This window comes from Streptomyces sp. NPDC059524, from assembly GCF_042749255.1.
Taxonomy (GTDB): domain Bacteria; phylum Actinomycetota; class Actinomycetes; order Streptomycetales; family Streptomycetaceae; genus Streptomyces; species Streptomyces xanthii.
The window spans coordinates 9001-20585 of the sequence record NZ_JBHYTK010000144.1 but is presented as its reverse complement, the minus strand read 5'-3'; the positions used below and the strand labels follow the sequence as shown (position 1 = coordinate 20585).

8 protein-coding genes and 1 pseudogene are annotated in these 11585 nt (G+C 73.9%); 6 read left to right on the top strand and 3 right to left on the bottom strand.

Annotated features, from left to right (window positions below; all coding sequences use genetic code 11):
* The first annotated feature begins 341 nt into the window (after positions 1-341).
* Positions 342-1556, top strand: a complete 1215-nt coding sequence (locus ACFW9D_RS30415) for a hypothetical protein (RefSeq protein WP_384627166.1) — start codon at positions 342-344, stop codon at positions 1554-1556.
* A gap of 89 nt (positions 1557-1645) precedes the next feature.
* Here the strand turns inward: ACFW9D_RS30415 and ACFW9D_RS30410 are convergent, their stop codons facing one another.
* Entirely contained in the window at positions 1646-3364 is a 1719-nt protein-coding gene (locus ACFW9D_RS30410) for a DAK2 domain-containing protein (RefSeq protein WP_384627164.1), read from the bottom strand.
* Positions 3365-3597: 233 nt separating this feature from the next.
* On the opposite strand from ACFW9D_RS30410, the gene rpmB reads away from it, so the two are divergent.
* From rpmB to ACFW9D_RS30395, 3 genes and pseudogenes are all read left to right on the top strand, one after another.
* Positions 3598-3783, top strand: a complete 186-nt coding sequence (gene rpmB / locus ACFW9D_RS30405; protein WP_015036441.1) for a 50S ribosomal protein L28 — start codon at positions 3598-3600, stop codon at positions 3781-3783.
* Positions 3784-3937: 154 nt separating this feature from the next.
* Positions 3938-6949, top strand: a complete 3012-nt coding sequence (locus ACFW9D_RS30400; RefSeq protein ID WP_384627162.1) for a BTAD domain-containing putative transcriptional regulator — start codon at positions 3938-3940, stop codon at positions 6947-6949.
* Between the two features lie 163 nt (positions 6950-7112).
* Positions 7113-8435: pseudogene (locus tag ACFW9D_RS30395) on the top strand (FAD-dependent monooxygenase); the annotation flags it as partial.
* A 176-nt stretch (positions 8436-8611) separates the two neighbouring features.
* On the opposite strand, the gene thiD reads toward ACFW9D_RS30395, so the two are convergent.
* Both thiD and ACFW9D_RS30385 read right to left on the bottom strand, forming a co-directional pair.
* On the bottom strand, positions 8612-9496 hold the full coding sequence (gene thiD / locus ACFW9D_RS30390) for a bifunctional hydroxymethylpyrimidine kinase/phosphomethylpyrimidine kinase (RefSeq protein ID WP_384627159.1): 885 nt from the start codon (positions 9494-9496) through the stop codon (positions 8612-8614).
* Entirely contained in the window at positions 9493-10527 is a 1035-nt protein-coding gene (locus tag ACFW9D_RS30385) for a thiamine-phosphate kinase (protein WP_384627156.1), read from the bottom strand. The genes thiD and ACFW9D_RS30385 overlap by 4 nt, the downstream gene beginning before the upstream one ends.
* A gap of 290 nt (positions 10528-10817) precedes the next feature.
* On the opposite strand from ACFW9D_RS30385, the gene ACFW9D_RS30380 reads away from it, so the two are divergent.
* A complete protein-coding gene (locus tag ACFW9D_RS30380) occupies positions 10818-11051 on the top strand; it encodes an Lrp/AsnC family transcriptional regulator (RefSeq protein ID WP_188336642.1) in 234 nt (77 codons plus the stop codon).
* A 20-nt stretch (positions 11052-11071) separates the two neighbouring features.
* Positions 11072-11585, top strand: a 514-nt coding sequence (locus tag ACFW9D_RS30375; RefSeq protein ID WP_384627153.1) for a DUF3515 domain-containing protein, incomplete at its 3' end; no start/stop codon positions are given.

Here is an 11585-nt window from a genome sequence, read left to right as displayed (position 1 = left end):
GCTGGTCTCGGTGCCGCCGACGGGCTTGGGGAAGTCGGCGTGGGGGCGCCGCCAGGTGCTGACCGCGGCGCGGGGGGCCCCGGCCCGCCGGGCGCTCGCGGCGGGCGGCGCCGCGGGCGCGGTGGTACCCCGCCCGCGGCGGGGGGGGGTTCCCCCCGCCGCCGGGCCCCATCCACTCCGACGACACCGCCGGCGGCTTCGACCGCGCGGCCGCGCTGTTCGAGGAGGCGGGCGACCCGGCGGAGGCCCGCGCGGCACGCGCGCGTGGGGCGTTCGCGCTGGCCCGCGCGGGACGCCTGGACGAGGCGCGCGCGGCGATCCGGGAGCCGTACGAGCAGGTGGTGCTCGACGGGTTCGCGGAACTGGACGCGGAGACGGCCAGGCCGGTGACGGCCGTGCTGACGAGCCGGGCGCGCATCCTGTTGATGGGGCACGCCGGGGACGAGGACGTCGCGGCCGCCGAGGCGTGCGTACGGGAACTGCTGGGCCTCGCCGAGCGGTTCCCCGACGTTCCGCGCCTCGCCTCCCAGGCGGCGGCCGCGCGCGGCATGCTCGGTGACATCGCGGTGCACCGTGGTGACGACGACGGGGCGCGCGCTCTGTTCGAGGGCGCGGTGGAGGCGCATCTGGCGGCGGAGCGGCCGTGGGCGGCCGTGGACTGCGACATGCGCCTTGTCGGTCTCGCCCGGGAGCGGGGCGACCTCGAGGAGGGTGAACGGCGGCTGCGGGCGGCCCTGGAGCACGGCGCGGGCGTCCTGGAGCCGCACGACGTGGCGCAGCTGCAGCTCCAGCTGGCGGAGCTCCTCGCTGCGGGCGGTGACGCGCGGGGGGCGTCGGACCACGCCCTGGAGGCGGCGCACTGGGCCGACGAGGCCGGTGACGGCGCCGGGCTCGGCGCCTGGGCCCGCTTCCAGCTGGGCGGCCATCTGCTGGGCCAGGACCGGCACGCGGAGGCGGCCGAGATTCTGGAGTCGGCGCTGCTCGACCTGACGTCGGACGATCACGGCGACGGCGCGATCGTGCAGGCCCGCTGGTGGCTGGGCGACTGCGCCCGCGCCCTGGGCGAGCACCTGCAGTCCGCCGAGGCGTGGCTGCAGGCGGCCGAGCTCGCCCAGCACTGGCCGGAGCAGCGGGACCACGCGATGCTCGCGAACCTGGCCGCCGACGCGCTGGACCGGGCCGGGCGTCCCGAGGACGCCGACCGCGCGTACGTGCGCGCGGGCGAGCTGTGGGCTTCCCTGGGCCGGACGGGCGCGGTGGTGCGCTGTCTGCGCGCGCGTGCCTGGCTGGACTCCGCCGACGCGGACGCCGAGCGCGCCTGCATGGAGGCCGCGATCACCGGTTGCGAGGAGGCTCTGCCCGACGCCGGCGAGGACCGTGCCGCCCTGCTGGCCGAACTGGGCCACACGCACCGCCAGTTCGCCCAGCTCCTGGCTCGCCGGGACGCCCCGGACGCGCAGGAGCACCTGGAGCGGGCGGCCGCGGCCTTCGACGAGGCCGGGGACCCGGAGGCCCGCGACGAGGCTCGGGAGGCCCTGGAGGCGCTGCGGGGCTAGACCCGCGCGGGTGCGCCTCCGGTCCGGTCGCCCGAGCGGCCGGACCGGAGACCGCGCACGACGAGGACCCGGCCGACGAGGAGGGGCCGCTACTCGACGCCGATGAGCAGCAGCGCCGACTGCCGGCCGCCCCGGTAGATGACCGTGTCGACGGCCAGGTAGGACTCACGGACGTGCTGTTCGAGGCTCTGGGCGACCTCGTCGGGGACCTCGTCGCCGAGCACCAGGGTGACGAGCTCCCCACCGGCCGCGAGCATCCGGTCCAGGACCGTGCGGGCCGTGGCCGGGACCTCGTGGCCGATGACGGCCACGTCGCCCTCGATGAGGCCCAGGACGTCGCCGGCCTGGCAGATCCCGGCCATGGTCCACGACTGCCGCTCCGCGACGGTCAGTTCGCCGTAGCGGGTCGCGCCGGCCGCCGAGGTCATCGCGACGACGTCCTCGTCGAAGCGCCGGTCGGGTTCGTGCACGGCGAGCGCGGCGATGCCCTGGACCGCGGACCGGGTCGGGATCAGGGCGACCCGTACGCCCTCGGAGCGGGCCTGTTCGGCCGCCGCGGCGGCGGTGTGGCGCAGCTCCGCGTCGTTCGGCAGCAGCACCACCTCGCGCGCGTGGGCGCGGCGGATCGCGTCGACGAGTTCCCCGCTGGCGGGCGGTTCGCCGGGCCGGTCCGGGACGGTGGTCGCGCCGGCCTCCGCGTAGAGCCCGGCCAGCCCGTCGCCGGGCACGACGGCCACGACGGCCCGCTGCGCCCGTTCCCTGGGCGGTGTGGCGCCGCCGCCTGTGTGCGCGTCCCCGAGGCCGAAGTGGGTGATGCGGATGCGGTACGGGCGGCCGGCCTCCACGCCCGCTTCCACGGCGGCGCCCGCGTCGTCGACGTGGACGTGCACATTCCACAGGCCGTCTCCGCCGACGACCACGAGGGAGTCGCCGAGGGCATCGAGCCGGGTGCGCAGTCGCGCGACGGCCCGGTCGTCGGCCTCCAGGAGGTAGATCACCTCGAAGGCGGGCCCCGCGCCCCCGTGCTCGTCGGGGCACTCGAGGGAGCCGCCCGCTTCTGCGGGGGCCTCGGGCACGGCTCTGGGTGCCTGCTTGTGCTGCGGCGCCGCTTCTCCGGAGACGGCCTGGCTGAGCGCTCCCAGGACGGTGACGAGCCCGCGCCCGCCCGCGTCCACCACACCTGCGGTGCGCAGGACGGCGAGCTGCTCCGGTGTCGCGTCGAGCGCCGCGCACGCGCCTTCATAGGCGGCGCGGACGACGGCCCCGCAGTCTCCCTCCACGAGCGCGGCGGCGTCCGCGGCGGCCCGTGCCACGGTCAGCACCGTGCCCTCCACAGGGTGGGCGACCGCGTCCCGCGCGGAGTCCGCGGCTCTACGGAGGGCGAGACGCAGCGCCCCCGCATCGGCCCCGGCCACGTGATCCCCGTCACCCGTACCTTCGCCGGCGAGGACCTGGGCCATGCCGCGCAGCAGCTGGGCGAGGATCGTCCCGGAGTTCCCCCGGGCACCGATCAGGGCGCCGTGCGCCATCGCGCGCACGACCTCGGCCAGCGTCGGACCGGCCGGTTCCGGACCGGTTCCGAGGCCCGCGAAGACGGCCTCGACGGCCTGATGCGCGGACTCGACGGTCAGGTAGAGATTGGTGCCGGTGTCCCCGTCCGCGACCGGATACACGTTGATCGCGTCGATCTCCGCACGGTCGCGCCCGAGCGCCTCCAGGGCGAGTGAGCACCAGGCGCGCACCGCGACGACGTCGAGCACATGCGGCACCTGCGGCACCTGCGCCTCCTTGAACAGCTGGACTGGCATCGCAGCGTAGACCCCGCCGGAGCGCTCGTCAGGAAGAGGGCCGGGTCCACCCGGCCGGAGCAGCCTCCCGGCAGGTCATGGTAGTTTCGTTCTACCGAAGCAGCCGTTGTATGCTGCTCCGGTTGCCCGATATCCGTCGGGCTCTCCCCTGGCACCGCCACTCAGATCCTCCGATCTCGATCCCGGCATGCCGGGATCAACCGTAAGTGCATCTGAAGTCTTTGGAGTGACCCGTGGCTGCCAACTGCGACGTCTGCGGCAAGGGGCCGGGCTTCGGCAACAACATTTCGCACTCGCACCGCCGTACGCCCCGTCGCTGGAACCCGAACATCCAGCGCGTGCGTGCAGTGGTCGGTCGGACGCCGAAGCGGCTCAACGTCTGCACCTCGTGCATCAAGGCCGGCAAGGTCTCGCGCTGACGTAACGCGTAGCGCGGCCACCTCGCTGGTTGCTTGAGAAGCCGGTCCCCTCGGGGGCCGGCTTTTTCATGTCCGCACGCGGACGCGTCACCGGTCCGCGGCAAGATCCCCGATCTCCGGCCCGACTGTCGGTGGCGGCTGCGAGACTCTGCGCATGCGGTTCGGCATCCTCGGCCCTCTCGACGTGCGGGCCCCCGACGGAAGCCCTCTGGACCCCGGGGGGCCGCGTCCCCGTGCCCTGCTGACCCTGCTGCTGCTCGACGCGGGCCGGACCGTCTCCCCGGAGCGCCTGATCGACGGGCTCTACGGCGAGGACCCGCCGGCGAACGCGGCGAACGCGCTGCAGTCCCAGGTCTCGCGGCTGCGCAAGCGGCTGGACCTGAAGATCGAGACTGGGCCCGCCGGATACCGGCTCGTGACCGACCGTGACGCGGTGGACGTGCACCGTTTCGAGCGCCTCGCGCGCGAAGGCGGGCAGGCCCTGGCGACCGGCGACCACGCGCGTGCGGCGGCACTGCTCCGTGAAGGCCTCGCGCTGTGGCGCGGCCCCGCACCAGACGAGCTGCCGCGCCTGGAGGAGCTGCGGCTGACCGCCCTGCAGGACCGCATCGCCGCCGATCTCGCCCTGGGCTCGGGCCCGGACCTGATCGCCGAGATCCGTGAGCTGCTGGCCCGGCATCCGCTGAGCGAGCGGCTGTACGCCCTGCTGATGCGCGCGCTGCACGCGGCGGACCGTCCCGCGGAGGCCCTGGCTGCCTACGAGGAGGCGAGGAGCGTCCTCGCGGAGGAGCTCGGCGCCGACCCGTCGGCGGAGCTCTCGGCCCTCCACCTGGAGCTGCTGCAAGGACGGGAGCCGCAGCGTCAGCGGGGCGTGCCCGCGCAGCTGACGCGGTTCGTGGGGCGGGCCGAGGAGCTGGCCCGGATCGACGAGATGCTGGCGGGGGCCCGGCTGGTCACGCTGACGGGGCCCGGTGGCGCGGGCAAGACGCGGTTGGCCATGGAGTCGGCCCGGTCCCGCCCGGACGTCTGCTACGTGGAGCTGGCCCCGCTCGCCGACGGCGCGCAGATCCCGTACGCCGTGCTGAGCGCACTCGGCGTCCGTGAAGGGCTGCGGGGGCCGCAGAGCGCGGACGCGACGGAGCGGTTGATCGCCGTGCTGGAGGAGCGGGAGGCGCTCCTGGTGCTCGACAACTGCGAGCACGTCGTGGAGGGCGCGGCCCGGGTGGCGGGGCTGCTGCTGGGCGCCTGCCCCGGAGTGCGGATCCTGGCGACGAGCCGGGAGGCCCTGGGGATCACCGGCGAGGCGCTGTGTCCGGTGCCCCCACTGGCTGCGGGTCCTGCGGCTCAGCTGTTCCGGGACCGGGCGGCGGCCGTGCGTCCCGACTTCGACGCGGTCGCGGAGGGCCCCGCGCGCGTGGCGGCGATCGACGGCATCTGCACGGCACTGGACGGACTCCCCCTGGCCATCGAGCTGGCCGCCGCCCGGCTGCGCACCCTGACGGTGGAGGAACTGGCCGAGCGCCTCGGCGACCGGTTCCGGGTCCTGTCGCGTGGTGACCGCACCAAGGCGCCCCGGCACCGCACCCTGCGCGCGGTCGTCGAGTGGAGCTGGGAGCTGCTCGACGACGAGGAGCGCGATCTGGCGTGCCGCCTGACGGTCTTCAGCGGGGGTGGGCTCTCAGGAGGCGCGACGCTGGACGCGGTGGAGGCCGTGTGCGGTATCGCGTACCCGGAGGATCTGCTGGCCTCGCTCGCCGAGAAGTCGTTCCTGGACGCGTCCGACGGGCGCTACGGGATGCTGGAGACGATCCGTGCCTTCTGCGCCGAGCAGTTGCCGGACGAGACGCTCGCCACGTTGAAGGACGCCCACGCCGCGTACTACCTGCGCCTCGCGGAGCGGGCCGAGCCCTTGCTGCGCGGCGCGGACCAACTGCCCTGGCTGAGCCGGCTCTCCGCCGAGCGCGGCGACCTGGACGCGGCGCTGCGTCACCTGGTGCGCAGCGCACCGGACGACGGCCTGCGGCTGATGGCGGCCCTGTCCTGGTTCTGGCGGCTGCACGGCCTGGCCGGTCAGCGCGTCGCGCTCGCCCGCGACCTCCTGGACGCGGTGGGTCCGATGCCGTCTCCCGGACTCGACGAGGAGTACGCCCTGTGCGGACTCAACGCGGTGACGGGTGACGAGGACGACGAGCTGCTCGCACGGGCGGACCGGGTCCTGGCCACGATCGACCGGCAGTTGCGGCTGCCCTTCACCGTGGTCCTGTGGACGCTGGCGGTCGGCCCCGAGCGGTCGCAGGACGAGCGGGTGCGCGCCCAGGTCGGCGACGACCCCTGGGGGCAGGCGCTGCTGGCCGTCGGACTCGGCTTCCAGGAGCAGTTCGCGGGCCGGCCCGCGGCGTCCGAGGCCCTGTTCGCGCAGGCGCTGGAAGGCTTCCGGTCCTGCGGCGACCGTTGGGGCATGGCCAACTCCCTCGACCAGCTGGGCCTCTACGCGGACTGGCGCGGCGAGCGGGAGCGCGCCCTGGAGCTGATCGACGAGGCACTCGCCTTCGCGCGCGAACTGGCGGCGCCGGAGGAGACGGCGGATCTGCTGTGCAGGCGGGGCACGGTTCTGCTGCGCAGCGGACGGCACGCGGAGGCCGCGGTGGACTTCGCGCGGGCGGCCGAGCTGGCGCGCGGCATCGGAGCGCACGACAAGGTGGCCGGTGCCCACTGGGGTCTGGGCGACGCGGCCCGGCTCGCCGGGGACACGGCGGCGGCCCGCACCCACTACGAGTCCGCGCTCGAGACGAGCGCCCGGTCCTGGTACAGCGTCGGCCAGACCGTGCACATCTTCCTCGGCCTGGGCCGGACGGCGCTGGCCGAGGGACGCGTGGACGAGGCCGACGACTGGTTCCGCCAGGCCCGGGCTCTGTCGACCGGGGGCCAGACGCAACAGCTCGAACTGGCGGAGGTGGCCGAGGCGCTGGCGTCCCGGGCGGCGGGGCCGGAGCAGGCCGCGACGCTGCTCGGCGCGGCTTCGGCGCTGCGCGGTCAGCTGATCGTGGACGACCCCGACGTGACGCCCGTCGAGCGGCGGATCCGGCGGCTGCTCGCCCCCGACACGTTCAAGAAAGCCTTCGAGCTCGGTAGCGCGCTGCGTGAGGCGGCATTGCGCGAGGCGTGAGGCGCGGCGGGCCCGTGCCAGGCCGGGCCGGGCGGGCCGGGCGGGCCTGAGGCTCGATTCATGCGTCATCGACGGTCGTGTGCCGGGCCGAGGTCAGCGGTCGGTAAGGCACAGTCAGTCGACGGTAAGCGAACGGTAAGCGCCGAATCGCAAGCTCGGTGACATGACGAAGCAGACGCACACGAACACTCAGACGACCACGACGACGACCGCCACCACGACCACCGACACCAGCAACGGCAACGGCAACGGCACCGGCACCCCGCACGCCCCTCTCTCCGCACCGCTGTCCCACCTCACCGTCCTGGTCTCCGGCGCCAGCATCGCGGGCCCGGCGATCGCCTTCTGGCTCTCCCGCCAGGGCGCCCGTGTCACGGTCGTCGAGAAGGCGCCGGCCCTGCGCGAGGGCGGCTTCGCCGTCGACTTCCGCGGGCACGTCCACCGCACCGTCCTCACCCGCATGGGCATCTGGGACGAGTTGCACCGGATCCAGACCGACATGGGCCGCCAGATCATCGTCGACGCGGACGACAGCGAGCGGGTCGACCTGCCCGCGCACCTGATGAGCGGCGACGTGGAGGTCTTCCGCGGCGATCTCTCCAAGCTGCTGTACGAGCGCACGAAGGACTCGGTGGAGTACGTCTTCGGCGACTCGATCGCCTCGATCGCCGAGACTCCGGCCGGGGTGGACGTCACCTTCGACCACGGCGCTCCCCGCACGGTCGACCTGGTGATCGGCGCGGACGGCCTGCACTCGAACACGCGGCGGCTGGTGTTCGGCGACGAGTCCCGCTACCTGCGCTTCCTCGGGTACTACGTCGCGGGGTTCGACATGCCCAACCACCTGGGCCTGGACCGCACGGCGCGGTTGTACACGGAGCCAGGACGCACAGCGATGATCAACAACTACGACGGCGATCAGGAGCGGGCCGGCGCGGCCGTCGTGTTCCGTTCCGAGGAGCTGACCTACGACCGCAAGGACACGGCGGAGCAGAAGCGGATCGTCGCGGAGAAGCTGCGCGGGCTGGCCTGGCCGCACGTGGAGCAGATGCGCGAGGCGCTCGACCAGGCCGACGACCTGTACTTCGACGCCATCGCCCAGATCCACATCGACCGGCTGTCCAAGGGACGGGTGATCCTGCTCGGCGACGCCGGGCACGGGGCGACCATGGGCGGGATAGGCACCGGCACCGCGTTGGTGTCGGCCTATGTCCTGGCGGGTGAGCTGGTCGCGGCGCGCGGCGACCACCGCACGGCGTTCGCGGCCTTCGAGGCGGAGATCACGAAGTACGCGAAGGGCTGCCAGAAGACGTCCGGGAACGCGGGGCCGTTCCTGGCGCCGCCCACCGAGAAGAAGATACGCAGCCGCGACCGGGCGTACCGGATGCTCAGTTCACGCCTGCTGGCCGGTGTCTTCAAGCGCATCACGGAGAAGGCGGCGAGCAATCTGGCGCTGAAGGACTACGCCCTCTCCGCCGAGCCGTCCCCCGTGCGCGCGCCCGCCCCGGCACCGATCCGCACGCCGGTGCCGGCACCCGCTCAGGTACCGGCATCCACTCCGGCAACGCCGACGCCGACGTCGACGGCTCCGGCTCCGGCTCCGGCTCCGGCTCCGGCTCCGGCTCCGGCTCCGGCTCCGGCTCCGGCTCCGGCTGCAACGACTCAGGCGTCCGCGCCGCGCCCCACGGGGGTGGACAGCCGCCACCCGTGATCCACGGGGCCGATCCCGCCGCCCAGGGGGAAGCCGCCGGCGATCGCCCCGGTCACGTACTCCTTGGCGGCCCGCACGGCCTCGGGCACCGACTGCCCCTTGGCCAGCTGCGCGGCGATCGCGGAGGCGAGGGTGCAGCCCGTGCCGTGGGTGTGCCGGTTGTCGAGGCGCGGGGCACGCAGCCAGTGCTCCTGCGCGCCGTCCGTCAGCAGATCGACCGCCTCGTCGGATCCCCCGGCGAGGCCCGTACCCGAAGAGGAGGCCTCATGACCCAGATGTCCCCCCTTGATGACCACCCAGCGCGGCCCGTAGGCGAGCACGGCGTCGGCGGCGCGGCGCATCCCGTCCTCCGACTCGACATGGATCCCGGCGAGTTGGGCCACCTCGTCGAGGTTCGGGGTCGCCACCGTGGCGGTCGGCAGGAGCTGAGTGCGGACGGCGTCCAGGGCCGTCGCGGCGAGCAGCGAGTCACCGTGCTTGGACACGCCGACGGGGTCGACGACCACGGGCGCGTCCGTGCCCGCGAGCAAGTCGGCGACGCATTCGACGAGTTCGGGCGAGGCGAGCATGCCGGTCTTGACGGCCTGGACGCCGATGTCGTCGACGACGCTGCGGTACTGGGCGCGCACCGCGTCCACGGGGAGCTCCCAGGCTCCCTGGACGCCCAGCGAGTTCTGCGCGGTGACGGCGGTGATCACGCTCATGCCGTGGGTGCCGAGGGCGAGCATCGTCTTGAGGTCGGCCTGGATGCCGGCCCCGCCGCCGGAGTCCGACCCGGCGACGGTCAGGACGCGTACGGGGCCGGGGTGCGCCGGGGCCGCTTCGGAAGCGGTCACGACTCGATCTCCCCTCCGAAGCCGCCGAGGCCGCCGGAGCCGCCCGTACCGGCCTGGCCGCCGCCCGTGGCGGGGTCGTCGCCGAAGTGGTCCCAGCCGCCCTTGCTGGTCCAGGGGGCGCCGTCGACGGTCACCTGGGGCAGTGCGGAGGGGTTGAGGACCTCGCCGATGACCTTCCAGCGGGCGGGGAGCTTCACGTCGGGCGGGAAGGTGGCCACGATGGCGTGGTCCTCGCCTCCGGTGAGCACCCACTGCAGGGGGTCGACGCCGACGGCCTGGCCGATGTCGTTCATCTGCGAGGGGACGTCGACCTTGCCGGACTTGATGTCGATGCGGACCTTGCTGGCCTCCGCGATGTGGCCGAGGTCGGCGATGAGGCCGTCGCTGACGTCGCACATGGCGGTGGCGCCGAGGCCCGCCGCGGCGGGGCCCGCGTGGTACGGCGGCTCGGGGCGGCGGTGGGCCTCCACGAAGGCGCGCGGGGAGCGGAAGCCGCGGGACAGCACGGCGTACCCGGCGGCGGACCAGCCGAGCCAGCCGGTCACGGCCACGACGTCGCCGGGCTGCGCGCCGGCGCGGGTCACGGGCTCGTGGTTGCGCAGGTCGCCCAGTGCGGTGATGGCGACGGTGTTGGTGTCGCCGCGGACGACGTCGCCGCCGACCACGGCGGCGCCGGCGACCTGGCACTCGTCGCGCAGGCCGTCCATCAGTTCCGACGGCCAGGAGGCGGGCAGCTCGGCGGGGACGACGAGCCCGAGCAGCAGCGCGGTGGGCACGGCGCCCATGGCGGCGATGTCGGCCAGGTTCTGGGCGGCGGCCTTGCGGCCCACGTCGTACGCGGTCGACCAGTCGCGCCGGAAGTGCCGGTTCTCCAGCAGGATGTCCGTGCTGGCGACGACGCGGCGGTCCGGCGCCGCGACCACGGCGGCGTCGTCGCCCGGCCCGACGCGGACGGCCGGGGTGGTGGTGAGCCGCGAGGTCAGTTCTCGGATGAGCCCGAACTCCCCCAGCTCGCCGACGGTGCCCTTCATGCGCGTACTGCCCCTTCCGCCCGGGTCCGCCGGCGGTCGACGGAGCACTGGGCCCCGGACCGCGCGAGGTCGCGAGCCGTCCTTGTCATGGGTACGGTTTCTGTCACGGGCTTGCCCGCTGTTTCCGTCACGGTTTCCGTCACGAGCCCGCCCTCTCGATCCCTGTGTGCTTGCCGCGCGTACACGGTGGGTACGCCACAGACGCCCCGGGTCTCCCCGCGAGGAGCGGCGACGCGGTACCGTGGCGTCCCTTCTCCCCACATGATCCTCGTGGTCGTCCTGGAGGTTCCGTGGTACAGGCGTACATCCTGATTCAGACCGAAGTGGGCAAGGCGTCGACTGTCGCCGAGCTGATCGGGAAGATTCCAGGAGTCATTCAGGCCGAGGATGTCACCGGCCCCTATGACGTCATCGTGCGGGCTCAGGCCGACACGGTCGACGATCTGGGACGCATGGTGGTCGCCAAGGTCCAGCAGGTGGAAGGCATCACCCGCACCCTGACCTGCCCGGTCGTCCACCTGTAGCCCCCGTCTACCCTGTGCCGGTGAACTCTTTCCGTCACCGGCGCCGTCTTCTCGTCGGGCTCCCCGCCCTGTCACTGCTGTTCGTCGCCGTTTCGGGCTGCGCTTCAATGGATGACACGCCCGAGGTGCCGGTTCCCAAGCCGGACGCGAAGGTCACCGGGCTGTGCCGGAATCTGCACGAACTGCTGCCGCAGAAGATCGACGGACTCGAGCGCAACGATCCCGAGCCGCGCTCCGAGCTGACCGCGGCGTGGGGAAGCCCGGCGATCATACTGCGCTGCGGCGTGGCGTGGCCTGACGCGGTCCTGAAGAAGGACAGCATGCCCGCGACGGTCGACGGGGTGGAGTGGATCGTCGAGGAGCTGAAGGACGGCTCGCAGCGGATGACGACGGGCTCGCGTCTGGCGTACGTCGAGGTGACGATACCCAAGGACCAGGTCGCACAGGGGGGCGCGGGCCCGCTGGTGGATCTGGCGGCGCCCATCAGGAAGGGGGGGGGGGCTCGGGGGGGGGGCGGGGAGCGGATGAGGGGTT